20 protein-coding genes, 1 tRNA gene and 3 pseudogenes are annotated in these 23,915 nt (G+C 71.8%); 6 read left to right on the top strand and 18 right to left on the bottom strand.

The window, feature by feature from the left end; translation table 11 throughout:
* Positions 1-13 precede the first annotated feature (13 nt).
* Complete coding sequence (locus tag ACQEVC_RS23540) at positions 14-424, bottom strand: fascin domain-containing protein (protein WP_432881147.1); 411 nt, start codon at positions 422-424, stop codon at positions 14-16.
* Between ACQEVC_RS23540 and ACQEVC_RS23535 the strand changes: the two are divergent.
* The 3 genes and pseudogenes from ACQEVC_RS23535 to ACQEVC_RS23525 form a co-directional block, all read left to right on the top strand.
* Positions 307-1,522: pseudogene (locus ACQEVC_RS23535) on the top strand (ISL3 family transposase); the annotation flags it as partial. The gene ACQEVC_RS23540 and the pseudogene ACQEVC_RS23535 sit on opposite strands and share 118 nt — an antisense overlap.
* 23 nt (positions 1,523-1,545) lie before the next feature.
* Positions 1,546-1,920, top strand: coding sequence for a cyclic-phosphate processing receiver domain-containing protein (locus tag ACQEVC_RS23530; RefSeq protein WP_432881144.1), 375 nt, complete (start codon positions 1,546-1,548; stop codon positions 1,918-1,920).
* Between the two features lie 82 nt (positions 1,921-2,002).
* Positions 2,003-2,497 (top strand): NUDIX hydrolase, encoded by a 495-nt coding sequence (locus ACQEVC_RS23525; RefSeq protein ID WP_432881141.1) that lies wholly within the window; start codon positions 2,003-2,005, stop codon positions 2,495-2,497.
* A 411-nt stretch (positions 2,498-2,908) separates the two neighbouring features.
* On the opposite strand, the gene ACQEVC_RS23520 is transcribed toward ACQEVC_RS23525, so the two are convergent.
* Entirely contained in the window at positions 2,909-3,031 is a 123-nt protein-coding gene (locus ACQEVC_RS23520) for a hypothetical protein (protein ID WP_432881138.1), read from the bottom strand.
* 49 nt (positions 3,032-3,080) lie between these two features.
* Positions 3,081-3,269: a hypothetical protein gene (locus tag ACQEVC_RS23515; protein ID WP_432881135.1), complete on the bottom strand. Its 189-nt coding sequence runs from the start codon at positions 3,267-3,269 to the stop codon at positions 3,081-3,083.
* Positions 3,270-3,309: 40 nt separating this feature from the next.
* On the opposite strand from ACQEVC_RS23515, the gene ACQEVC_RS23510 reads away from it, so the two are divergent.
* The 3 genes from ACQEVC_RS23510 to ACQEVC_RS23500 all read left to right on the top strand — a co-directional run bounded on the left by ACQEVC_RS23510 (position 3,310) and on the right by ACQEVC_RS23500 (position 5,920).
* On the top strand, positions 3,310-4,008 hold the full coding sequence (locus tag ACQEVC_RS23510) for a hypothetical protein (RefSeq protein ID WP_432881132.1): 699 nt from the start codon (positions 3,310-3,312) through the stop codon (positions 4,006-4,008).
* 651 nt (positions 4,009-4,659) lie between these two features.
* Positions 4,660-5,613: a tyrosine-type recombinase/integrase gene (locus tag ACQEVC_RS23505; protein ID WP_432881129.1), complete on the top strand. Its 954-nt coding sequence runs from the start codon at positions 4,660-4,662 to the stop codon at positions 5,611-5,613.
* Positions 5,600-5,920, top strand: coding sequence for a hypothetical protein (locus ACQEVC_RS23500; protein ID WP_432881127.1), 321 nt, complete (start codon positions 5,600-5,602; stop codon positions 5,918-5,920). Before ACQEVC_RS23505 ends, ACQEVC_RS23500 begins: the two co-directional genes overlap by 14 nt.
* Positions 5,921-6,562: 642 nt before the next feature.
* On the opposite strand, the gene ACQEVC_RS23495 is transcribed toward ACQEVC_RS23500, so the two are convergent.
* The 15 genes and pseudogenes from ACQEVC_RS23495 to ACQEVC_RS23425 all read right to left on the bottom strand — a co-directional run.
* Positions 6,563-7,522, bottom strand: a complete 960-nt coding sequence (locus ACQEVC_RS23495; protein ID WP_432881125.1) for a tyrosine-type recombinase/integrase — start codon at positions 7,520-7,522, stop codon at positions 6,563-6,565.
* 113 nt (positions 7,523-7,635) lie between these two features.
* Positions 7,636-7,709: transfer RNA gene (locus ACQEVC_RS23490), tRNA-Pro, on the bottom strand.
* A 241-nt stretch (positions 7,710-7,950) separates the two neighbouring features.
* Positions 7,951-9,357: a ribosome biogenesis GTPase Der gene (der, locus tag ACQEVC_RS23485; RefSeq protein WP_432881122.1), complete on the bottom strand. Its 1,407-nt coding sequence runs from the start codon at positions 9,355-9,357 to the stop codon at positions 7,951-7,953.
* A 103-nt stretch (positions 9,358-9,460) separates the two neighbouring features.
* A complete protein-coding gene (gene cmk, locus ACQEVC_RS23480) occupies positions 9,461-10,144 on the bottom strand; it encodes a (d)CMP kinase (RefSeq protein WP_432881120.1) in 684 nt (227 codons plus the stop codon).
* A gap of 250 nt (positions 10,145-10,394) precedes the next feature.
* Positions 10,395-11,144 carry a pseudouridine synthase gene (locus tag ACQEVC_RS23475; RefSeq protein ID WP_432881118.1) on the bottom strand — a complete coding sequence of 250 codons (750 nt, stop codon included), beginning with the start codon at positions 11,142-11,144 and terminating at the stop codon, positions 10,395-10,397.
* Positions 11,131-12,054, bottom strand: coding sequence for an SMC-Scp complex subunit ScpB (scpB, locus tag ACQEVC_RS23470; protein WP_432881116.1), 924 nt, complete (start codon positions 12,052-12,054; stop codon positions 11,131-11,133). The genes ACQEVC_RS23475 and scpB overlap by 14 nt, the downstream gene beginning before the upstream one ends.
* A 248-nt stretch (positions 12,055-12,302) precedes the next feature.
* On the bottom strand, positions 12,303-13,535 hold the full coding sequence (locus ACQEVC_RS23465) for a segregation/condensation protein A (protein ID WP_432881113.1): 1,233 nt from the start codon (positions 13,533-13,535) through the stop codon (positions 12,303-12,305).
* 92 nt (positions 13,536-13,627) lie between these two features.
* The gene (locus ACQEVC_RS23460; RefSeq protein WP_278062609.1) at positions 13,628-14,557 is read right to left on the bottom strand and encodes a ParA family protein; all 930 of its coding nucleotides are present in this window, start codon (positions 14,555-14,557) and stop codon (positions 13,628-13,630) included.
* A gap of 246 nt (positions 14,558-14,803) precedes the next feature.
* Positions 14,804-15,796, bottom strand: coding sequence for a site-specific tyrosine recombinase XerD (locus ACQEVC_RS23455; RefSeq protein ID WP_432891656.1), 993 nt, complete (start codon positions 15,794-15,796; stop codon positions 14,804-14,806).
* Positions 15,768-15,947, bottom strand: coding sequence for a hypothetical protein (locus ACQEVC_RS23450; protein WP_432881109.1), 180 nt, complete (start codon positions 15,945-15,947; stop codon positions 15,768-15,770). The genes ACQEVC_RS23455 and ACQEVC_RS23450 overlap by 29 nt, the downstream gene beginning before the upstream one ends.
* A gap of 27 nt (positions 15,948-15,974) precedes the next feature.
* On the bottom strand, positions 15,975-17,090 hold the full coding sequence (gene ald, locus ACQEVC_RS23445) for an alanine dehydrogenase (RefSeq protein ID WP_432881107.1): 1,116 nt from the start codon (positions 17,088-17,090) through the stop codon (positions 15,975-15,977).
* 219 nt (positions 17,091-17,309) lie between these two features.
* A complete protein-coding gene (locus ACQEVC_RS23440; protein WP_432881104.1) occupies positions 17,310-17,918 on the bottom strand; it encodes an NUDIX domain-containing protein in 609 nt (202 codons plus the stop codon).
* Between the two features lie 311 nt (positions 17,919-18,229).
* A pseudogene (locus ACQEVC_RS23435) lies at positions 18,230-19,966 on the bottom strand (CTP synthase); the annotation flags it as partial.
* 146 nt (positions 19,967-20,112) lie between these two features.
* Positions 20,113-22,632 (bottom strand): hypothetical protein, encoded by a 2,520-nt coding sequence (locus ACQEVC_RS23430; RefSeq protein ID WP_432881102.1) that lies wholly within the window; start codon positions 22,630-22,632, stop codon positions 20,113-20,115.
* 104 nt (positions 22,633-22,736) lie between these two features.
* Positions 22,737-23,897, bottom strand: a pseudogene (locus ACQEVC_RS23425) (glycosyltransferase family 4 protein); the annotation flags it as partial.
* Between the last annotated feature and the right edge of the window lie 18 nt (positions 23,898-23,915).

Genomic DNA, 23,915 nt, shown 5'->3' with positions numbered 1-23,915 from the left:
GAGCCGACACCCACTAGTTGTTGACCAGCGCCTTCAGGGCGATGGTCCCGGCACCGGCGTCGACCAGCTCGAGCTTCTCCCACGCGTTCGGCGCGGGACCCGCGGTGACCAGGGGCGAATGACCGCCGTTGGTGGCCGACACGTACTTGTTGTTGACCTGGGCCTTGAGCACCACCACCGGGGCCGGGGCGACGTACTCGAACTTCTCCCAGAGGCCGATCGCGGGACCCTCGGCGATCAACGGCAGCGGGCCGCCGCCCCCCGACACGAACTTACCGTTCACTGCCTTGAAGCTGACCGTGCCGTCGGTGTTGTGGAAGACCTGGAACCTCTCCCACAGGTCGATCCTCGGACCGTTGGTCACCAGCGGCCGCGAACCACCGTCATCGGCGGAGACGTAGAGGCCGGTGGCCTTCGACCGCATCGCCACGAAGCCGTTGCCCGCGTCGACCACGTCGAACCGATCCGGGGGCACCCAGGTCAGCAGGTCGCTCAGGTCCCGGCTCGTGCCCGGCTGACCACCCGATTGCGGCAGGCGGCAGGTGCGGCGGTCGCCGACGGCGGGCGCACGATCGTGCGGTCGGCCCGGGATCACGGCGTCTCGTGGCCGACCGTCGCCGAGGCGTTCACTGTCCACGCGAACGCGGTGCTGCCGGCCGAACCCGGGCCGGTCGCGGTGCTGGGCATCGACGAGGTTCGCCGTGGCAAGCCGCACTGGACATGGGACGAACAGGCCGGATCCTGGACCACGACCGCGGACCGGTGGCACGTGGGATTCTGTGATCTGTCCGGTGGACAAGGGCTGCTCGCCCAGGTCGAAGGCCGTACGACGGCGGCGGTCACGGGCTGGCTGATCGGGCGCCCGCAGGCCTGGCATGATCAGCTTCAGGCGGTGGCGATCGACATGTGCACCGTGTTCAAGTCCGCGATCCGGCAGGCGTTACCGCACGCGGTGCTGATCGTCGATCACTTCCACGTCGTGCAACTGGCCAACCGGGCCGTCACCGAGGTCCGCCGCCGGATGACGCTGACCCAACGCGGGCGCCGCGGCCGTGGCAGCGACCCCGAGTGGCAGATGCGTAACCGGTTGACTCGCTCCGCCGCCCGCATGCCCGGCAAGCACGTTGACCGCCTCGTTGACACCCTCCGAGCCCTGCCCACCAAGCTCGGCGCCCCGATCCTGGCCGCGTGGAACGCGAAAGACCTGCTCGATCTGCTCGCGACCACCCGCACCCAGCCGAACCGGGAACACGTCCACCGGCTCCCGCGCCGCTTCTACACCCGCTGCGCCGCCTCCGACCTGCCCGAACTGCACCGGCTCGCCACCACGATCGAGACCTGGTGGCCACAGATCGACGCGTTTCTGACCACCGGAATCGCCAACGCCGGGTCGGAAGGCACCAACCGCGTCATCAAGACCGTCGCCCGCGACGCCTATGGATTCCGGAATCCCGAGAACCAGCGGCTACGTACCCGCACCGCCACCACTCGCCGCCACCGCGGACACCTCAACCCCGCTTAACTTCGAAGAGCCAGCATCGTGCGATGACTGCCCGCAAGCCGGCGATCGTCCTCATCGACGATCTCCGCTCGTTCGTCGACGGCCGGCCAGCAGAGGTGGCCCGGACAAGCTCCGGTGGAGTGGACCTTCTCGACCGTCACCGTAGCCACCGACTCGACGAACTCTGGCTCGACCATGATCTGGGCAACGACGACACCATCTGGCCGGTCGTGGAAGTCCTGGAACGGGCTGCCTTCGAGGGCCAGTCCTTCGGTGTCGGTGTCGTCATCATCCACTCGGCCAATCCCGCGGGCGCCGCGAAGATGGCGCAGGCCCTCCGGCGCTGGAACTATCCGGTCCGCGTCGCCGCAGGTGACCCATCGGTGGGTTACCTCGACGGAATCGGCTCCGCTGGATGACCTGACGTAACCCACCGATCCGATGGCCGCTCCGCGGCAGTTGCGGACGTTCTTGTCGGAGGGTCGTGCCAAAATCCCGCCCATGCCCGAGATCGTCACCGCAGCGCTGGTTCGCGAAGGTCAAGTCCTGCTCGTCCACCGAAGTCCGAATCGCCATGTCTACCCGGACGTGTGGGATCTGCCCGGCGGACACATCGATGCAGGCGAGACAGAGCTGGCTGCGCTCGCCAGGGAGATGCATGAGGAACTGGGCGTGCAGTGCCGACCTGATACGGGGTACCGCGTGCTGCATCCAGCGTCCCCACAGGCCGGTAAGAGCACGCTGCGGGTCACCACCGCGGTCGTTGACCGGCACCAGCCCGGCCATCAACTGCTGTTCGGACAGCAGGATCCGGTCTGGCCTGCCAGCAGCGTCCAGAACGAAGAGTTCGACCACTCCGTCGCCTGCCCAGTCGGCGTCCCGGACTGTTACCAGGGCACCGTCGACGCGCACCTGCCGTCCCTTCGTCGGCAGCTCGATCATCATTTCAGGGCCCCTGCTTCTCAAAGTTGCGTCGCTTCAAGGCGATCACCCTAACGCCGATAGTCCAATCTTCCGAGCGGTCGAGTCACGGGTCCATCACCGATTTTGATGGTCGCTCGCAGTTCGGGAACCTGCGCATGGTTCCGATACTTGCGGCAACTGTCCATGTTGTCCGTCCGATATGGCAGCTGACCTTGCGGATTGGTCGGCCGATCGGATCGTGATACACGGCACCAGGCGCTCTCGTAGACCTTGACCCTGGTGTGGTACGTCATCGCAGCGGAGGCACGGCAGCTACTCGGAACCCACCGACCGTCGGTGGCCACCATCAGCTCGCGCGAGCGCTCCCCGCGTAGCGCCCGGGGCGATGGCGGCGGCATCAGCGAGGAAAGCCGGTACTACATTCTGAGTTTCTTGAAGTAGTGGATCTCCGTGTTGTCCGTAGTGCCTGGTCAGAGCTCTGGCCTAGTGGATGCGTCGCTGTAGGTCGCGGGTGATGGCGGCGGCGTGGTCGACGGTGTCGCGGGCGAGGACGGTGGCGGCGAGTAGGCCGCAGATCGGGCCAGGGAGCAGCCGATGAGTCAGCATCCTGGCCAGTTGGTTTCACCACGCTGCTACCGCAGCCCGCACCTGCCCCTCACTGCAGGTCAAGCACGTCACCCCGCACACCCTGCAACACAGCGCGGCGATGAACCTGCACCCACTGACCGGTGAGGTTTGCGGTGATGCCGAGTAGGTGCACCCGTCGTGTGGCTACCTCCATGACCACCAGCGCGTACAGGCGTCGCAGCAGGATCGTGTCGATGTGGAAGAAGTCGACGGCCAATAGGCCAGCTGCCTGATTGCGTAGGAACGTTCGCCAGCTGGTGTCCTACTGGCGGAGCGGCGGGCCGACAGGTCGGCGGGCCACGATCCGTCGGATCGTACCGGCCCCGACGCGCGCCAGCGCGGCTGCCACTCGGCTGGTCCGCAGCGTCCTCCGCGATCAGCAGTCGTACCTGTACGCAGGCAGCGATCCGTTCAGAAAGGTCTTCCAGACGCTGGCGGATCCGGACCGAATGCTTCCGGACGGGCGACGGTTGATCGATCTTGCCCCGGACGCAGTGGAACTCACCAGACTCCGGACGCACGTCGAGCTGTGCTGTTCGGCGTGGGCCGACAGCGCAGCCGTCAGAGGTTTGGGTAAGATCCTCCTGCTTCTCGCCTGCCGTGGCGCGGCCTTCAACTGGCGCTGGTGGCTGTCGACTGGGTGGCCGCGGTTGGTCGAGACCTTCGTCCGTCGGATCGATGACCCGACACTGTGGCGAAATCCCTGGGAGATTAACAATCGCCGCAGAATAGGAGATCCTCCCGACGGGCTGACCGGCACAAACCTGCGTCAGCTCCTCCTGGCTGGACCGGACCAGCTAACCGCAACCGCTGCTGCCTACTGCTTAAAGGCGGGCCTGTCCGCGCTACCTCCTCAGGACTGCGGTCTGCCACCGGTGCGACGACGCCTGCTACCGGCCAGCTACCTCGGCCTGGTGGAGGAACCTTCCGGCGATCCGACGCTGATCACGGGCTGACGTGGTGCAATCCCGAGTACCCAACAGCGCAATCCGGGCCTCTCCCACAGAATGGGGAGGGCCCGGAGTCATTAGCCGGCACCGCCCTGTCGGGTTCTCCCGAGGCCATCCGTGGTGTCCGACGGGCCGGTGGGCAGGTTGCCGTCAATGGTGACCAGGGTGACGCCTGCTGGGCGACAAGGTATATAGGTGCGGAGACTGTTCGTTCGGGCAGCAAACCTCGGCCGTGTCGGTCACAGTCGTGGCCGCGTTGGGTAGCCCTGCGGGATGGGCTAGGTAGACCCTGCGAAGTTGTTGGGTAACCGACTGTGTAATCCGCCTGGCTGTTGGGTGGTTGTTGGGTGCCCAACTCCTTCTGACCGTGGCAGCGGCGCTGGTTCGCGAGCCTTTTGTGGTCGTGAAGACGAACTCGGTAGTGCCAGACCGGCGCACACGCACCACGCCGTACCGCAAACTGGTCGCGCTGCAAAGCGCGGCGGCATTGATCACACTGGCCAGACGGTCGGTGAGCCTCGCCGGTGATATCGGCGACGACCACGGCCGTCATGATCCCCCGATCAACTCGCCTAGTGGGCGGTTTGCTCCGATGGCTCCGCCCCGCTCCACGCACCAGCATCGGCGCCCGGTGCCGACGCCGCAGGGTACGTGGCCATGAACCGGGATCCCACCACGCTGGCGACGGGTCTGTCGCCAGCGTGGGCGACGTTCCTCACCGACTGGGACCGGTCGCTGCGGTCGGGGAACTACCCATTGACGACGCGCTACAACTACCTCCTCGCCGTTGCGCAACTGGGCCGGTACCTCGCCGACGACAGGCACCGGGAGGCGGGGGACGCAGCAGGCACGCCGACGGCCGTGACTCGGCGGCACGTCGAGGACTTCCAAGCGTGGATGATCACAACCCGGTCGCCGGCCACGGCGCTGAACAAGCACAAGGCCCTGCAGCAGTTCTTCAAGTGGCTCACGGTCGACGAAGAGGAAATTGACCAGTCACCCATGCTGCGGGTGCGGCAACCCAAGACACCGAAGCGCCTCATCCCGATCATCCGGGACGAGGACACCAGGAAGCTGCTCGACACGTGCAAAGGCAAGGACTTCGTACACGTCCGCGACGAGGCGATCATCCGGCTGCTGGCCAACACCGGAGCGCGGCTGTCCGAGGTGGCGAACGTGGACATCGACGATGTCGACCTGTCGCTGGATACAGTGCGCTACCACGGCAAGGGTGCCAAGGACCGACGGGTTCGGCTCGGGCCCAAGACCGCGCGGGCGGTCAGCCGCTACCTGCGCGCCCGCGGCGGCCACAAGGGATTCGGGCTACCCGGCCTGTGGCTGGCGGTACGTGGCGCGCAGCCGCTGACTGCCAACGGCATCAAGCTCATGCTCAAACGGCGGGGTCTGCGCGCCGGGGTCGATGGCGTGCACGCCCACCGCTGGCGGCACACCTACGCACACGAATGGAAGCTGGCCGGAGGGGACACCGGCGATTTGATGCTGGTCCTCGGCTGGACGTCCGAGGACATGCCGCGTCACTACGGCGCCAGCGCTGCCGCCGAGCGGGCCCAGCAGGTACAAGCCCGGATGGGAATCGGTGAACGTGTCTGACCGCGAGAAGAAACCGCAGACAGGCGGGTGTGGAGGAGAGACGGGCATCACCCCGCAGCAGCGCCGCCGCCGCGCCCGCATCGCCGCACATGCCTCCTGGGCCAACACCAGCGACCGTACGGCCCGCACCTCCTCCGGCACCAAAGCGTTCCTCGAGCGGTTCGAGCGCCAGGTCGACCCCGACGGTGCGCTGCCCGACGAAGTCCGCGCCGCCATGGCCAAACACGCACGCACCGCGTACATGCTGCAACTGGCTGAACGCTCGGCGGCGGCACGCCGCCACCGAGCCCGATCGCAGGACCCTTGATTGCGCGGAGGTCGTATCACTGCCGAAATTAGACGCATGGGCTATGAGCTGGGGTTTCGCCCGGCTGCGGCACGATCGGTTCGTGATGGCCCATTGCCGTATCTGATCATGGTTCGGATGTTCGGCTGGCTCGCGCTCCTCGCGCGGAGCGACGCCGTCAACACGGCGGGAGTTGCTGGTGCTACGGCATGAGGTCACCGTGTTGACGGCGCCAGGTCGGTGGGCGAGGCCGTCCTGGCCGGATCGCGCCGTGCTGTCCGCGCTGACGCGGTCGCTGCCCCGCACACTGTGTGCGCACCGGATCGTCACCCCGACCACGCTGCGGGCCCGGCACCCCCGTCTGGTAGAGCGGCACTGGACGTATCCGAGCCGGCCGGGCCGGCCGCCGGCCCGGACCAGACTCAGCCCGGCCACCGCCCGACGGGCAGCCCACCACCATCTCCTCACCGATACCCGGGGATTCGAACCTGCTACCCGCCCCCGGGTACTCCCCCGCGCCCCGGCTGGGGCGAGGGGAGGGCCCCACGTAGCCGGCTGCCCGCTCCGGCCGAAAGATTGGCCGGAGCGAGGGCGGAATGCGGGCTACCGCACCCGCTCATCGGGCCCGTCATCGACGCCAGCCAGGTGCGGCAGCCCTGACCTCTAGACGCGTTCGCCGATTCCCAGTCGGGCTTGGGTTTCCTGTGCCCGTTCGGCGGCGGCGCTAGCGCCGTAGTGACGGGGCATGTCCTCCGATGTCCAGCCCAGCAAGAGCATCAGATCCCCCGTGTCTCCCCCGGCGCGTTTCCACTCGTGGGCGAAGCTGTGCCGCCAGCGGTGCGCGTGCACGTCCGGAACCCCGGCCGCTTCACCCAGCCGTTTGAGGAGGATCTTGATGCCGTTCGGAGTCAACGGGGCCACGCCGCGCCCCGCCAGCCACAGGTTCGGCAGCACGGCACCCTTGTGCTTGTTCCGCGCCCGCAGGTACCGGCTGAGCGCCCGTGCGGTCTTGGGGCCGAACCGCACTCGCCGATCCTTGGCGCCCTTGCCGTGGAAGTGCACCGACTCGGTGTTCAGGTCCACGTCAATGACCAGCAGGTTGCCGACCTCGGACAGTCGGGCGCCGGTGTTGCAGTACAACCGGATCAACGCCTCGTCCCGCAGGTTTACGAAGCCCTTGCCCTTGCACGCCGCCAGCAGTTTGCCGGTGTCCTCGTCCCGCATGACCGGGATCAGCTTGGTCGGTGTCTTGGGCTGGCGTACCCGCTCCATCGGTGACCGGTCGATCGCCTCCTCGTCGACCACCAGCCACTTGAAGAACTGCTGCAGTCCCTTGTGCTTGTTCAGCGCGGTCGACGCCGACCTGGTCTCGATCATCCAGCCTTGGAACGCCTCCACATGTGCCCGCGTCACCGCGCACGGATCATCGGCCGCGTCGTCCGCGTCGGGATCCGGCGAGTGCTCCCTCAGATACCGACCCAACTGCGCGGCGGCCAACAGGTAGTTGTAGCGGGTGGTCTCCGGATAGTTCCCGGCCCGCAGCGACCGGTCCCAGTCCCGCAGGAACCCGGCCCAGGTCCGGGAGAGGCCGTCGGTGAGCTTTTGAAGATCTAGTAGTGGCATGGCAACCTGCCCGAGTCAAGGAGTCCAACAGCGGCGTGCTAGACCGGGCATTCATGTCGAGCTATGAAAAGAGGGCTCCCGCAAGTCTCTGACCTGCGGAAACCCTCTCGCTGTCGGGACGGCCGGATTCGAACCGACGACCCCTTGACCCCCAGTCAAGTGCGCTACCAAACTGCGCCACGTCCCGCTCCCGCCCGGCGCACCGTGCGACAGCCGGTACAGCGTAGCGCAGCACCGTTTCGTACGCGCAACGGCCTACCGCCCTCCGATGCCGAGCCCGTCCCGTTACGCCTCCACCACAACCCCTACCGCGTCCTAGGAAGATAGGTCATTACCTGGAGCCGCAGAGCGGGGCTGTCGCGGACGGTCCGCTGGGGAAGCGGCGCGACGGGGATGGACCTCGCGAGACGACGAACCTGCGGCGAGGCTCAGCCGTGCGGCTTGCCCCGCCCGCCGGCACCGATCTTCTTGCGGGGGCGTACCGACACCTCCACCGGGCTGCCCTCGAAGCCGAACTCCTCGCGGAGCTTGCGTTCGACGAACCGCTGGTAGCCGGCGTCCAGCGGACCGGTGGTGAAGAGCACGAACCGGGGAGGGCAGGTACCGGCCTGGGTGGCAAAGAGCACCCGCGGCGCCCGGCCGCCCCGTACCGGGTGCGGCGTCGCCTGCACCAGCGCGGTCAGCCACTGGTTGAGCTGCCCGGTCGGGACCCGGGTCTCCCAACTGGCCAGCGCGGTACGCAACGCCGGGGCGAGCTTGTCCACCGCCCGTCCGGTCTTCGCCGAGACGTTGATCCGGATCGCCCAGGGAATTCGACGCAGCTCGCGCTCGATCTCCTTGTCCAGGTAGTAGCGGCGGTCCGCGTCGACCAGGTCCCATTTGTTGAAGGCGATCACCAGGGCCCGGCCCGTCTCGGTGACCGTGGTGAGGATCCGCTGGTCCTGCTCGCTGATCGGCTCGCTGGCGTCGAGCAGCACCACCGCCACCTCGGCCGCCTCGATCGCCGCCGCGGTACGCAGGCTCGCGTAGTACTCCGTGCCGCTGGCCTTGCCGACCCGCTTACGCAGCCCGGCGGTGTCCACCAGCTGCCAGACCTCCCCGCCGATCTCGACCAGGCTGTCGACCGGGTCGACGGTGGTGCCGGCGACCGAGTCGACCACCGCCCGCTCCTCCTTGGCGAGCCGGTTGAGCAGGCTGGACTTGCCGACGTTGGGTCGGCCGACCAGGGCCACCCGGCGTGGCCCGCGCGGGCCCGCCTCGGTGACCGGCGGCGCGTCGGGCAGCGCCTCGAGGATCGCGTCGAGCAGATCGCCGGAGCCCCGACCGTGCAGCGCGGAGACCGGCCGTGGCTCGCCCAGCCCGAGCGACCACAGCGAGGTCGCCTCGATCTCCACGGCCGCGTTGTCGGCCTTGTTGGCGACCAGCAGCACGGGCTTGGCGCTACGCCGGAGCATGCGTACGGCGGCCTCGTCGACGTCGGTGGCTCCGACCGTGGCGTCGACCACGAACAGCACCACGTCGGCGGTAGCGACGGCGTTCTCCGCCTGCGCGGCGATGGCGGCGGCCCGGTCCCTCGCGTCCGGCTCCCAGCCGCCGGTGTCGACCACCGTGAACTGCCGTCCCGACCACTGCGCGTCGTACGGGACCCGGTCCCGGGTCACCCCTGGGGTGTCCTCCACCACCGCCTGCCGGCGGCCGATAATTCGGTTCACCAGCGTCGACTTGCCGACGTTGGGTCGCCCGACCACCGCCACCACCGGTACCGGACCGGTCGGCTCGGCCTCGTCGACGACGTCCGGCTCCCGCAGCTCGACCCAACCGTCCCCCGCGTTCACGCCGCCTCCTCAACTGCACCACCGGGGAAGACCCCGACGGCATCGCCGCACCGGGTGCTACCCCGGTCGTCCACTACCGCACCGATCCTGCCGATCCACTGGCTCACTGGCCCGGCCGCCGCTCGGTGAGCAGGTCACGCAGCCGCGCGACCACCTCGTCGATGCCCAGTGCGGTGGTGTCCAGCACCACCGCGTCCGGGGCCTGCCGCAGTGGGTCCGCGGCCCGGGTGGAGTCGAGCCGGTCCCGCCGGGCCAGGTCGGCGGCGGTGGCGGTCGGGTCGGCGGCGTTCTCCGCGCTGCGCCGCAGCGCCCGCGCCTCGGCCGAGGCGGTGAGGTAGACCTTGAGGTCGGCGCCGGGCGCCACCACCGAGCCGATGTCCCGGCCCTCGACCACGATCCGGCCGGCCGCGTCGATCATTTCACGCTGCTGCCCCACGAGCAGTTCCCGTACCGCGGGCACAGCCGACACCGCGGAGACCGCGGCCGTCACCTCCGGGCCCCGGATCTCCCGGTCGACGGCGATGCCGTCGGCGGTCACGCTCGGCGCGTCCGGGTCCACCCCGATCTTCAGGTCGGTCTCCCCCGCCACCTTGGCCACCGCCTCGGCGTCCTGCGGGTCGACCCCGGAGCGCAACACCGCCCAGGTGACGGCCCGGTACATCGCCCCGGTGTCGAGGTAGCGGGCGCCGAGCGCGCCGGCCAGCCGGCGGGAGACGGTGGACTTCCCCGAACCGGACGGGCCGTCCACGGCAACCACACATCGCCCGGTCCGTACCTTTTCCGCCACCGTTCCTCCTCCACCGATCCCCTGGGCGATACGCCCGGCACTGCCGAGTTCCGCGGGCAGCCGGCCGTGGCGGCGCCGCCGCGTTCGCTGTCCATCATGCCCCGTCCGCCGGACCGGCCCGCGCCCGACACCGGAGGCAGCGGCCCAGCGCACGGTCACCCCGGCGGGTCCGGGCGGCGACCGGCCCCGAACACCCGTCGCCGCCGGCCGCCGGCCAACCGCGTCCGGCCGGGGTCAGGACCGGCCGGGGTCAGTCACCGACCGCCTTGAAGAGCGCGGCGATCTCGGCGTTGGTCAGTCGGCGGGTACGCCCGGGCCGCAGATCCCCGAGCCGGATCGGACCGATGGCGGTACGCACCAGCCGGGACACCGGATGCCCGACCTCCTCGAGCAGCCGCCGGACGATGTGCTTGCGGCCTTCGTGCAGGGTCAGCTCCACCTGGGCGGTACGCCCCAACGTGTCCACCAAGCGGAACTCGTCCACCCGGGCCACCCCGTCGGACAGCCCGACCCCGGCCTTCAACCGCCGGCCGGCACCGCGGGACAGCGGCCCCGCCACCTCGCACAGATAGGTCTTCGGCACCCCGTACGACGGGTGCATCAGCCGGTGCGCCAGCGTGCCGTCGTTGGTCAGCAGCAGCAGTCCCTCGCTGTCGGCGTCGAGTCGACCGACGTGGTAGACCCGCTCCTCCACCCGGCCGAGGAAGTCCGCCAGCGCGGTGCGACCCTTCTCGTCCGCCATCGTCGACACCACTCCGCGCGGCTTGTTCATAGCCAGATAGACCAGCCGGGTGTCGGTGACGAGCCGCTCACCGTCGACGTAGATGACGGCGGTGGCGGGGTCGACCTTGTCGCCGAGCTGCGCGACCCGCCCGTCGACGGTGACCCGGCGCCGGAAGATCAGGTCCTCGCAGGCACGCCGGGAGCCGACGCCGGCCGCGGCGAGCACCTTCTGCAGGCGTTCCACGCCGGGGGCATCGGAATTGTCATCGCGGGGCATCGGCTATCTCTTCCACGTCGTCGGGCAGGAACGGGGCCAGCGGGGGCAACTGGGCGACGGTGTCCAGCCCGAGTTTCTCCAGGAACAGCGTCGTGGTCCGGTACAGGAACGCGCCGCTCTCCGGCTCGGTGCCGCACTCCTCCACCAGACCGCGAGTGACCAGCGTACGGATCACCCCGTCACAGTTGACACCCCGGATGGCCGAGATCCGCGACCGGGTCACCGGCTGCTTGTAGGCGACCACGGCGAGGGTCTCCAGGGCCGCCTGGGTCAACCGGACGGACTGCCCGTCCAGCACGAACCGCTCGACGTAGGTCGCGTATTCCGGCCGGGTGTAGAGCCGCCAGCCACCAGCGGCCCGGCGCAGCTCGAAGCCGTGCCCGGCCGTGGTGTAACCGGCGGAGAGCCGCTCCAGCATGGCCGAGATCCGCTCGGTCGGCTGCTCCAGCACCTGCGCCAGCAGGATCTCCGTGACCGGCTCGTCCACCACCAGCAGGATGGCCTCCAGGGCGCCGCGCAGCTCGTCGTCGTCGATCAGCGCCAGCGCCGTGGCCCGCCGGCCGGCCCCGCCCGGCACCGGCGCCGCCGCCGGCTCGCCGGCCGCGTCCGGACCGGCATCCTCGGGTACGCCCACCGCCTCGTCCGGCTCGGCATCGCGTTTCTCGCCGCCGGGCCTCTGCCCGGCCTGCTCCACGACCGTCACGTCCTCGTCGGCAGGGTGCGCCACACCGGTCGGCTCGTCGGCAAGACCCGTGACGCCGGTCGGCTCGTCGGCAAGACCCGTGACGCCGGTCAGCCCATCGGCAAGACCCGTGACGCCGGTCGGCTCGTCGACGACCTCCCGGAGCGGGAACTGCTGACGCTCCGCAACCGCGTCCGAGCCCTCGACCGGCGTATCCTGCTCTGCCACCGACGCAGCCGGCGCCTCGCCGCGCGAGCCCGGGCCTTCGACAGGGGAGCCGGTGGCCTCGATCCGGGAGCCGGTGGCCTCGACCGAACGATCCTGCGATTCGCTGGAGGAATTTTCAGCCTCACCCTCAACCGGAGAGTCGGAGGTCTCGGCGGGGGGCTGCGGCGACGCGGTTCCGGCCGGCCGTTCCCACGGTGGCACCCAGGCCGCCGCCTGCTCGGCCAGCGAGTCGGGCCGTCTTTCGCTGGTCACCGTGTTTCCTCCTGCGTCTCGTCCCCGGTCGCCGTCCCATCCGACTCGGTCCCGTCCGACTCAGTCCGGTCCGACTCGGCCCCGTCCGGCTCAGTCCCGCCCGGTCCGGTGCCACTCTCCGCCGGTACCGCCGGTTCGGCGCCGCCGGCCGAGGGCTCCGGTGGTGCCGGCGCGCCCGCGTACTCGTCGATGTCGAGTTCAGCGCCGCCGTCCTCGGGACCGGTCCACCGTACGGTCAGCTCACCGAGCGCCTCCACCTGGGCGAACCCGACCAGCCCTTCCCGGTAGAGCTCCAGCAGGGCCAGGAACCGGGCGACCACCTCAAGGGTGGATTCGCAATCCGCGCAGAGTACCCGGAAGGTGGCTATGCCGGCCCGACGGAGCCGGTCGCGCAACAGCGCGGCGTGTTCCCGGACACTCACCCGGACCATGTGCACGTGGTCGATGGAGACCACCGGCGCCTTCTTCGGAGTCATCGCCCTGACCGCCAGCGCGGCGAGCCGGTCCGCCCCGATCCCGAGCACCAGGTCCGGCAGCGCCTCGGCGTACCGCGGTTCCAGGGCGACGGCCCGGGGGTAGCGCCGGGAGCCGACCGCCTCCAGCTCGGCGATGTGCCCGGATGCCTCCTTGAACGCCTTGTACTGCAGCAGCCGGGCGAAGAGCAGGTCCCGGGCCTCCAGCAGGGCCAGGTCCTCCTCGTCCTCCACCTGGGCGGCTGGCAGCAGCCGGGCGGCCTTGAGGTCGAGCAGGGTCGCGGCGACGACGAGGAACTCGCTCGCCTCGTCCAGGTCCCAGTCGTCCCCCATCGCCCGGATGTACGCGATGAACTCGTCGGTGACCCGGTGCAGCGCGACCTCGGTCACATCGAGCTTGTGCTTGCCGATGAGCTGGAGCAGCAGGTCGAAGGGACCGGTGAAGTTCGCCAGCCGTACGGTGAAGCCTCCCGCCGCCGCGGCCTCGGCCTCGGCGTGCGCCGGATCGACGGTCGGGTCTACCGGGACCGCGTCCTGACCGGTGGCCGTGAGCGCGTCCCGGTCGGCGGCGATCGGCGGCTCGTCGGCACCGACCGTCCCGGCCGGCAGCGAGTCGGGCGAGGGCAACGGTGGATCCGACGCGGGCGGCCGCGGGTCCGGCGCGGCCGGGGAGGTGGGCGGGGAACTCACCCGACGACCGTAGTCCACCGGTTCCGGACCGTCAGCCATCAGCGTCGCTCCGGTACCGTCACTCACCCGATGATCCTCGACACGGCGGGCACCGACCCGGGCCCGGACAGACAAAACGCGAGACCGCCGGCCGACGTCGGCCGGAACCGCCCACCTGACTACCGCTCGGCCTGCGCGGCGATCACCTCTCGGGCGAGCTGGCGGTAGTTGCGGGCTCCGGAGGAGGCCGGATCCAGCGTGGTGATCGGCGCACCCGCGACCGTGGACTCGGGGAACTTGACCGTCTTGGTGATCACGGTCTGGTAGACCTTGTCGCCGAACGCCTCCACCACCCGCTGGAGCACCTGACGACAGTGCGTGGTGCGGCTGTCGTACATGGTGGCGAGGATGCCCTCCAGCTCCAGGTCGAAGTTGAGCCGTTCGCGGACCTTGTCGATGGTGTCCAGCAGCAGGGCCACGCCACGGAGGCTGAAGAACTCGCACTCCAGCGGGATGAGCACGCCGTCGGCCACGGTGAGGGCGTTGATGGCGAGCAGGCCCAGCGACGGCTGGCAGTCGATCAGGACGTAGTCGTATTCCTTGCGGATCGACTTCAGCACCCGGGCCAGTGCCATCTCCCGGGCGACCTCGTTGACGAGCTGGATCTCGGCGGCCGAGAGGTCGATGTTGGCCGGCAACAGGTGCAGCCCGGCGACGTCCGTCTTGATCAGCACGTCCTCGGCGGTGACGTCGTCCTGCATGAGCAGGTTGTAGACCGACAGGTCGAGGTTGTGCGGGTTGACGCCCAGGCCGACCGAGAGCGCCCCCTGCGGGTCGAAGTCGACCAGCAGCACGCGGCGGCCGTATTCGGCCAGTGCGGCACCGAGGTTGATGGTCGTGGTGGTCTTGCCCACCCCGCCCTTCTGGTTGGCCATCGCGATGATCCGGGCCGGCCCGTGCTGGTCGGTCGGCATCGGCTCGGGGATCGGCTTGCGGATCGTGTACGCGGCCGGGTCGGCCGGACCCAACTCGGCACCGAGATCCAGGGCGGACTGCTGCTCGCGCAGGCTTGAGGTCCACGCCTCGGCACGGTCAGCGTTTCCAGCCATGTCCTCGTACGCCCCCTCCCGACGACTGCCCGGCGTCGGAGCCGAACGGTGTCCTGTGCGGCGCCGCCGCGAACCTCGATTGCCGCCTCACGAGGCCGCGCCAGATCCCGACTCTACGCCACGTCGCAGCACCGTAGTGGGCACCGTCTCGGCGTGTCGAACCGGCCGCCGACTGCCACGACCCGACCGGGATCGCACCCGCCGCCCGACAGTACCCCGCCGGCGGGGCGGCCGGGATCGCCCGGGTCAGCCGCGTGCCCGGGGATGCGCGGTGGCGTACACCTCGCGGAGCCGGTCCACGGTGACCAACGTGTACACCTGGGTGGTGGTCACCGAGGCGTGCCCGAGCAGTTCCTGCACCACCCGGACGTCGGCGCCGCCGTCGAGCAGGTGGGTGGCGTACGAGTGCCGCAGCGTGTGCGGGGAGACCGCGCGCGGCCCGTCCACCGGCAGTCCGGCCCGGGCGGCGGCGCGGCGCAGGATGGTCCAGGCGCTCTGCCGCGACAGCGGGCCACCCCGGGCGTTGAGGAAGACCGTCGGCACGCCCCGTCCGGCGGCGGCCAGCGTCGGCCGGGCCCGGACCAGATAGGCCCGCACCGCCTCGGCGGCGTAACCGCCGACCGGTACCAGCCGGCTCCGGCCGCCCTTGCCGTGCAACAGCACCGAGCCGTCGGTCAGGTCGAGGTCGTCGATCGCCGCGCCGACCGCCTCGGAGATCCGCGCGCCGGTGCCGTACAGGAATTCCAACAGGGCCCGGTCCCGCAGCGACAGCGCGGCGCGGGGCCCGGTCGCGTCGACCGCTCCGGCGGTCTCCAGCAACGTGACCACCTCGGTGACGTCCAGTGCCCGGGGCAGCCGCCGGGGCGGGACCGGCGGGCGTACGTCCCGACTCGCGTCCTGGCCGACCAGGCCCTCCCGGACCGCGAACCGGTGCAGGCCGCGGACCGCGCTGGCGGCCCGGGCCGCGGACGCCGCCGCCAGCGGCGGGTGGCCGTCCGCCCCGGCCCGCAGCCGGGCCACGTGCGCGGCGATCTCGGCCGGCCCGACCGCGGCCAGGTCCTCGACGCCGCCGGCGGCCAGCGTCGCCAGATACCGTTCCAGATCCCGGCGGTACGAGCTGAGCGTGTTCGCCGACAGCCCCCGCTCGACGGTGAGGTGGTCGAGGTAGCCGCGCACGGCACGGCGCAGTGCCGGCGACGGTTCGGGCCCGTCACCGGCCGGCTGCGGCGGCGCGGTCAGGCCGGCCCCCGGCCGTCCCGCGCGGCGGCACCCACCCCCGGTGCCGCAGCGGCACCGAACCCCAGCGCCGCAGCACCACCGGGCCCCAGCGCCGCAGCGGCACCGGGCCCCAGCGCCGCAGCACCACCGAACCCCAGCGCCGCAGCACCACCGGGCCTCGGTGCCGGTCCCGGGCGGCTCATCCGAGGACGTCCGCCAGCGGCAGGGTGGCCATCCCGTGCGCCTCGGCGACCGGGCCGTAGGTGACCTGCCCGGCGTGGGTGTTCAGCCCGAGCGCGAGCGCCGGGTCGCGGCGCAGCGCTTCCCGCCAGCCGTGGTTGGCCAGTTCGAGGGCGTACGGCAGGGTGACGTTGGTCAGCGCGTACGTGCTGGTGTGCGGCACGGCACCGGGCATGTTCGCCACGCAGTAGAACAGCGACCGGTGCACCGGGTAGACCGGGTCGTCGTGGGTGGTCGGCCGGGAGTCCTCGAAGCAGCCGCCCTGGTCGATCGAGATGTCCACCAGTACGCTGCCGGACTTCATCCGGGAGACCAGCTCGTTGCTGATCAGCGTCGGCGCCTTGGCACCCGGCACCAGCACCGCGCCGATCACCAGGTCGGCGTCGAGGACGGCCCGCTCGATCTCGTAGGTGTTCGACGCCACCGTCTGCAGGTGGCCCCGGTAGATGGCGTCGGCCTGGCGAAGCTGGTTGACCGCCCGGTCCAGCAGCAGCACCTCGGCCTGCAGGCCGAGCGCGATCGCGGCGGCGTTCCGGCCGGAGACCCCGGCGCCGATCACCACGGTCTTCGCGGCGTACACCCCGGAGACGCCGCCCATCAGCACGCCGCGCCCGCCGCCGGAGCGCATCAGGTGGTACGCCCCCACCTGCGGGGCGAGCCGGCCGGCGACCTCGGACATCGGGGCAAGCAGCGGCAGCGACCGGTCGGGCAGCTCGACGGTCTCGTACGCGATCCCGGTCACCCTCCGGTCCAGCAGCGCGTCGGTGCACGCCTTCGAGGCGGCCAGGTGCAGGTAGGTGAAGAGCACCTGCCCCTCGCGCATCCGGTGGTACTCCTCGGCGACCGGCTCCTTGACCTTCAGCACCAGGTCGGCGACGCCCCACACCTCGTCGGCGTCGTCCAGGATCGTGGCCCCGGCGGCCGCGAACTCGGCGTCGGTGATGGACGACCCGGCTCCAGCGCCGCTCTCCACGTACACCTGGTGGCCGGCACGGACGAACTCGTGCACCCCGGCCGGGGTGATGGCCACCCGGTACTCGCGGTTCTTGACCTCGCGCGGAATTCCGACCTTCACGATTCCGACACCTCTCTCCGGGGCTACCGGCCCCGGCCGCGCGACGCGCGGCGGCTCCGTTGCCACCGCGTCCACCGTCCCGCCCGCGGAAGTCTAGGACCGGGGCGGTGTTCCGGCAGCCAGCATTGTGACAGCGGGTAACCGGCAACCTTGACGGTATGTCAGCCACGGTGATCCGGCGACCCGGCCGGGACCGTCGGCCGGTGACGGTGGCGGTGGTCAGGGCGGCGGCGAGTCGGCGTGGCGGAGTCCGGCCCAGCCCCGGTCCCGGGAGCGGGCCGCCGCCAGCACCCCGGCGACACAGGCCACGTTGGTGATCTCGCCCGCCAGGACCATCGAGACCGCCTCGTCCAGGTCGACCCGGATCACCTCCAGCCCGGCCTCCTCGTCGCGCCGCTCGTGCCGTTGCTCGGGCGGCACCTCGGAGAGTTCCCGGGCCAGGAAGATCCGGATCAGCTCGTCCGAGTACCCCGGTGAGGTGTGCACGTCCACCAGCAGGTCCAGCCGGCCGGCGACGAGATCCGCCTCCTCGGCCAGCTCCCGCAGCGCGCCCGCCGACAGCGCCTCACCCGCGACGTCGGTCAGCCCGGCGGGCAGCTCCCAGATCACCCGGCGCAGCGGGTGGCGGTACTGCCGGATCAGTACCGCCCGCCCCCGCTCGTCCAGGGCGAGCACCCCGACCGCCCCGACGTGCCGCACGTAGTCCCGGGCCACCACCCGGCCGCCCGGCATCGCCACCTGGTCGGTGACCACCGAGAAGACCTTGCCCCGGAACTGTTCCCGTCGCTCGCGCACCTCGTAGCCGTGCCCGTCGGCCCGACCGTTCACGCCCGCACCGCCACCCCTCGACCCCGCACGCCAGCACCACACCTCGACGGATCCACCCCGGCACCGCCACATCCCGAGGGGTTCACGTCGGCACCGCCACATCCCGACGGGTTCACGCCGGCACCGCCACTCCCGACGGGTTCACGCCGGCACCGCCACACCCCGACGGGTTCACGCCGGCACCGCCGTGCCGGCCGGAGCGCCGGTCACGACGACGAACCCGCCTTCGCCGACCGGACCTGCCCGTTCTGTCCGGCGGCCCCCTCCGGCTCGGTGAGGTCCGCCAGCTCGGACCGCTCCGCGGCCAGCGTGGCAGCGGCGGCCCCCGCTCCGGAAACCCCGGTGCCGGTCGACGCGGCGCCGGCCGCCGGTGCCAGCTCCACCGGGAGCTGGTCCGCCGACGAGTACGCGACGACCGCACCGACGAACCCGGCGAACAGCGGGTGCGGCCGGGTCGGCCGGCTCTTCAGCTCCGGATGCGCCTGGGTCGCCACGAAGAACGGGTGCAGCGACCGGTCCAGTTCGACGAACTCGACCAGCCGGCCGTCCGGGGAGGTACCGGAGATGTGCAGACCCGCCTTGGTCAGCGCGTCCCGGTAGGCGTTGTTCACCTCGTACCGGTGCCGGTGCCGCTCGCTGACCTCGGTGTCCCCGTACGCCTGCGCGACCAGCGAGCCCTCGGTCAGCCGCGCCGGGTACGCGCCCAGCCGCATGGTGCCGCCCAGGTCGCCCCGGCCGGCGACGATGTCCTCCTGGTCGGCCATGGTGGCGATCACCGGGTGCCGGGCCTTGGAGTCGAACTCCAGCGAGTTGGCGCCGTCCAGCCCGGCCAGGTGCCGGGCCACCTCGATGGTCATGCACTGGAGGCCGAGACAGAGGCCGAGGATGGGGATGCCGTTCTCCCGGGCGTACCGGGCGGCGCCGATCTTGCCCTCGATGCCGCGTACCCCGAACCCGCCGGGGATGACGATGCCGTCGACACCGGCCAGCGCGGCCGCCGCGCCGGAGGTGGTGACACAGTCGTCGCTCGGCACCCAGTGCAACTCCACCCGGGCCCGGTGGCCGAACCCGGCGGCCCGGATCGCCTCGCTCACCGACAGGTACGCGTCGGGCAGGTCGACGTACTTGCCGACCAGCGCGACCCGGACGGTGTGGTGCGGGTGGTGCACCCGCTCCAGCAGGTCGTCCCAGCTCTGCCAGTCGACGTCCCGGAACGACAGCCCGAGCCGGCGCACCACGTACGCGTCCAGGCCCTCCCGGTGCAGCACCTTCGGGATGTCGTAGATGCTCGGCGCGTCCGGGGCGGCGATCACCGCCTCCCGGTCGACGTCGCAGTAGAGCGACAGCTTGTGCTTGAGCTTGTCCGGGATCTCCCGGTCCGAGCGGCAGACGATGGCGTCCGGCTGGATACCGATGTTGCGCAGTTGGGCGACCGAGTGCTGGGTGGGCTTGGTTTTCAGCTCCCCCGACGGCGCCAGGTACGGCACCAGCGACACGTGCAGGTAGAAGCAGTTGTCCCGGCCCAGGTCGTGCCGGACCTGCCGGATCGCCTCCAGGAACGGCAGCGACTCGATGTCGCCGACCGTGCCGCCGACCTCGGTGATCACCACGTCCGGGGTACGGCCGTCCTCGTCCGGATCGGCCATGGCCAGAATCCGGGCCTTGATCTCGTTGGTGATGTGCGGAATCACCTGCACGGTGTCCCCGAGGTACTCGCCCCGGCGCTCCTTCGCGATCACCTCGGAGTAGATCTGCCCGGTGGTGACGTTCGCCTTGCCGGAAAGCGCCCGGTCGAGGAACCGCTCGTAGTGCCCGACGTCGAGGTCGGTCTCGGCGCCGTCGTCGGTGACGAAGACCTCACCGTGCTGGAACGGGTTCATGGTGCCGGGGTCGACGTTCAGGTAGGGGTCGAGCTTCTGCATCACGACCCGAAGGCCCCGCGCCGTGAGGAGGTTTCCGAGGCTGGAGGCGGTCAGGCCCTTACCGAGTGAGGAGGCAACCCCACCGGTGACGAAAATATGCCTGGTCGTCCGTACTGAAGGGGCCAAGGCCTGCTCCCGTGGTCGTCTGTCGCGGTCGTGCGAACCGGTGTCGGATCAACGAAGTGATCCACGCGATCCACGGGATTCCACGGTAACACCAACCTCGCCCGGTCCGCCGGGGGCACCCGGTTCCGCCGCAGGCCCGGTGCCGGTCAGCCGGCCGGCACCTCGGCCGACGGCTGTGCCGGCCCGGATTCCACCGCACCGGCCGGCCGTTCGGCGGCGCTGCTCCCGCTCGCGGTCGCACCGTCCGACGCCTCCGTGCCGGCGCCGCCCGTCTCCGTCGCGGTGACACCGCCCGACGCCTGCCCGCGGGGACCGCCTGACCCCTTCGCGCGCGGACCGCCTGACGCCGCCGCGGTGGCACCGTCCGAGGCCGACGTGGTGGCACCGTCCGAGGCCGACGCGGTGGCACCGCTCGCCCGGGAGTCGGTCGCCGCCCCTCCGGCCGGGTCGACCCCGCCGCACACCGTGACGGACACCTGGGGGGCGCCGACCTCGCGGTCGGGTGCCGGATCCGTGCCGGCGGTCGGCGGAGTCGAGCCGGGCTTGTCGTCCGGGCAGGAGCCGGTGGCCGGCATGGTCCGGTCGGTGGCGTGGTCGAGCACCCGCAACGCGGCCAGGGCGGCCATCGGCACCGCCAGCGCCGCCGCCGCGCCCGCGACGTTGAGGGCGGACCCGCCGAGCAGGCCGGCGATCAGCGTCGCCACCGGAATACCGGCCATTCCGCCCCGCATCGCGGGATAGATCCCGAACAGCCGCTTGAGCCCGCCCCACGGACGGAGCAGGGCGAACCACACCAGCACCGCACCGACCAGCGCGAGGACGGTGAGCGGGCTTCCGGCCAGGGCGGCCAGGTTCGCCGCGCCGGAGCGGTGCACGGTCAGCCCGCTGGTGCCGTCGCCGACGGCGGTGAGGAAGCGGCCGAGGCTGCCCCGCTGGTCGAGCGGCTGCCGCAGGTCCATCACGACGAACCCGATGGTCACGGCCAGACCGGCGATGGCGGCCCAGGCGAGTCGGCCCAGGGTGAGCCAACCGCCGGTACTGATCGCGGCGGCGATGCTCACCCCGGCGGTCAGCGCGACCGCGCCCACCGCGTCGGCGCCGAGGTAGGGGCTGCCCACCACGATCACCCCGAGCACGCCGACCAGCACCATCACGGCCGGCCGCCAGCTACGGCGTACCCGCTGGGCCAGCCAGGCCGCCGAGAGCAGGCTGCCCGCGATGAAGACCCCGAGCCCGACGACGCCGAGGCCGGCGTACCGACCGCCCTCCAGGGCCGAGTATCCGGTCACCCCGTTGAGCTGCAGTCGCGCCCCGGTGACCACGTCCGCACCGACGACCAGCGCGGCCAGCGCCGCCACGCTGCCCAACGGCCAGAGGGTGCGCTGGTACGCCCGGGCGAGCCGCACCGCGGCGGTGGCCAAACCGAGCACCACCGCGGTGACCAGCCCGAAGTAGACGCCGGCGTGCTCGCCCCGCCACCAGGGAACGGCGTCCGCGATGAGCGCGGCCGGGATCGCCAGGGCGGCGGCGATGAGCAGTACCTCGACCGTCGCGACCACCTGCCGGGGCACCGGGGCGGGTCCGGACGGGCCGGCGTCGCGTCGCGCCCGGCGCAACAGCGGCAGTACGGCGACCGCCAGCAGGCACTGGAGCCCGGCCAGCAGCAGGAAGAACCACTCGGCCACCTGCTGCTGGGCCCGGGCCTCCCGGTCCGCGTCGGCGGGCGCCGCGATCGCCGTGGGCAGGTCGGCCGGACGGCCGTCGACCACCACCGCAGGCTGGCCGATGAAGAGCCGCTCGGGTGCGGGACGGCCCAGCGCCGCCAGCGCCGTGGGCGCCAGGTCGACCAGTTGCAGGTAGCCGTCCCGGCCGGTGCTGCGCGAGGTCAGCCAGCCGCGTCCCCAGCCCGGGCCGTCCGCCACCGCGACGTGCAACCGGGACGACCGGTCGGTGTCGGCGACCCCGGCAACCATCACCAGGGACCGTTCGGGCCGGGCCGCCAGCACCCGGGCCAGGATGGCATCGGCGCGGCGGGCGGCGGCGGCCCGCACGGCGGGGTCGTCGCCGCTGACGGTGCCGAGGTCGACGATGCTGAGTACGCAGCGGGAGAGCAGCTCCGCCGGATCGGGCGGCAGTTCCGCCGCGTACCGGTCGACCCGCCCGAACGGCCGGGCCGCGGCGACCGCGGCGCCCGGGCCGACCGCGACGGTGCAGCGGACCGATTCGGCCAGCGCCCCGGGCATGGTGCCCCAGCGCAGCCTGTCCTGGTTGTAGGTGACCGTCGCCCGCTGGTCGGGGAGGTTGGCGCTGATCGCGTCCGGCCGCTCGACGGTGGGATCCAGCTCCGGGCACTGTTCGGCGACGACCGTCCCGTCCCAGGCGGCGAAGTTGCCCGCGCCGAGGGTCTGCCAGCCGTCCACCGGGCAGGTCGGCTGCCGGGCCGACCGCACCGACAGCGAGCCGATGGCACCGTGCTCGGCCATCCGCCACAGCGTCGGGGTGTTCTGCGGATCGACGTCGTCCCAGCGCAGCCCCGGTACCCCGGCCAGCAGCACGTAGTCGACGGTCTGTTCCGGTGTCCGGGTGGCCGGCCGGACGACGAGCGCGGCGACTCCGAGAGCCACCACGGCCGCGGTCAACAGCACGGGCACCAGCCGGCGCAGCATCAGCCGCGCCCCGCCGACGAGCCGGTCTCCCGCCCGGCGGAGGGTGGCCGGCCGCCACCGGTCCGGCCGGGGGCCTCCGGTGCCGCGCCGGGCCCGGCCGGCCCCTGATCCGCGGGGTCTGCCGCCGGGCTCTCCGGCCCGGCGGGGGTGGACCGGAACGCGCCGAGTTCGGCGTAGAGCGCGGCGACGGCGGCGACGGTATCCGCCTCGGTCGGCCACTGGGCCGCCCGTACGGTGGTCAGGTCGCCCAGTGCGGCCCGGCGGGCGGGATCGCCGAGCAGCGCCCGGACCGCCTCGTCCACCGCGTCCACGTCACCGGGCGGGATCAGTACGCCCGCCTCGCCGACCAGTTCGGGCACGCCGCCGACGGCGGTCGCCACCAGCGGTACGCCGGCCCGCAACGCCTCCTGCGCGAAGAGCTGCCGCGCCTCCCAGTCGCTGGTGACCACGGCCAGGTCGGCTCCGGCCAGCAGGTCGGCCACGTCGGTCCGGTGCCCGAGCAGCGTCACCGGGGCCCGGGCGGTCGAGATCCGCGCGGCCAGCGACAGATAGCTCGGGCCGCTGCCGGCGATCACCACCACCGGCGGCGGATCCAGGTCACGCCACCGGGCGGCGGCGTCGACCAGCACGTCGTACCGCTTCTGCGGGTGCAGCCGGCCGACCGAGAGGATCAGCGGCTGCTCCGCGGCGACGCCGAACTCGGCCCGGACCGCCGAGCGGCTGCGGCGGGGCGCCGGCAGGGCGGGAGCGGCGACCGGAGCGAGCCGGGCGTCCCGGGCGCCGAGCGCGGCGGCCCGCTCGACCAGGTCGGCGGAGGCGCCGAGGCTGACCCGGGCCCGCCGGGCGACGATCTGCTCGGCCAGCCGGGAGAGCCGCCCGCGCAGCCCGCTGGCGAGTACCGCGTTGTGCCAGGTCACCACGACCGGGGCGGCCGGGCGGGCGAGCACCGCCACCAGTCCGGCGCGCAGACCGTGCGCGTGCACCACGTCGACCGGTCCGGCCAGCGCCCGGCGCAGCGCCGTGACCGCCCGCGCGTCGGCCGGGGTGGGGCTGGCCGGGATCTCCACCGGTACGAACCGGGCACCGGCGGCGGTGAAGTCGAACTGCTCCTGGGTCGCGGCCGGACCACAGACGGTGACCGCCATTCCGGCCCCGACCAGCCCTCGGGCGAGCGAGGCGACGTGTTGACCGACGCCGCCGGTGCTGGAGGCGAGCACCAGGGCCACCGCGCCGGTACGCCCGACGGTGGCCGTCGGTCCCGGCACGTCCGGTTCGGCGCGGTC

This window comes from Plantactinospora sp. CA-294935 (genome assembly GCF_050936445.1).
Classification (GTDB): Bacteria; Actinomycetota; Actinomycetes; order Mycobacteriales; family Micromonosporaceae; genus Plantactinospora.
This window is presented reverse-complemented; position numbering and strand designations above follow the sequence as displayed.

Excerpts from the sequence above, each read along its gene's own strand:
- ACQEVC_RS23540 (WP_432881147.1), bottom strand. The coding sequence starts at position 424 with ATGCGGTCGAAGGCCACCGGCCTCTACGTCTCCGCCGATGACGGTGGT.
- ACQEVC_RS23530 (WP_432881144.1), top strand. The coding sequence starts at position 1,546 with ATGACTGCCCGCAAGCCGGCGATCGTCCTCATCGACGATCTCCGCTCG.
- ACQEVC_RS23525 (WP_432881141.1), top strand. The coding sequence starts at position 2,003 with ATGCCCGAGATCGTCACCGCAGCGCTGGTTCGCGAAGGTCAAGTCCTG.
- ACQEVC_RS23520 (WP_432881138.1), bottom strand. The coding sequence starts at position 3,031 with ATGCTGACTCATCGGCTGCTCCCTGGCCCGATCTGCGGCCTACTCGCC.
- ACQEVC_RS23505 (WP_432881129.1), top strand. The coding sequence starts at position 4,660 with ATGAACCGGGATCCCACCACGCTGGCGACGGGTCTGTCGCCAGCGTGG.
- ACQEVC_RS23495 (WP_432881125.1), bottom strand. The coding sequence starts at position 7,522 with ATGCCACTACTAGATCTTCAAAAGCTCACCGACGGCCTCTCCCGGACC.
- ACQEVC_RS23475 (WP_432881118.1), bottom strand. The coding sequence starts at position 11,144 with ATGCCCCGCGATGACAATTCCGATGCCCCCGGCGTGGAACGCCTGCAG.
- ACQEVC_RS23460 (WP_278062609.1), bottom strand. The coding sequence starts at position 14,557 with ATGGCTGGAAACGCTGACCGTGCCGAGGCGTGGACCTCAAGCCTGCGC.
- ACQEVC_RS23430 (WP_432881102.1), bottom strand. The coding sequence starts at position 22,632 with ATGCTGCGCCGGCTGGTGCCCGTGCTGTTGACCGCGGCCGTGGTGGCT.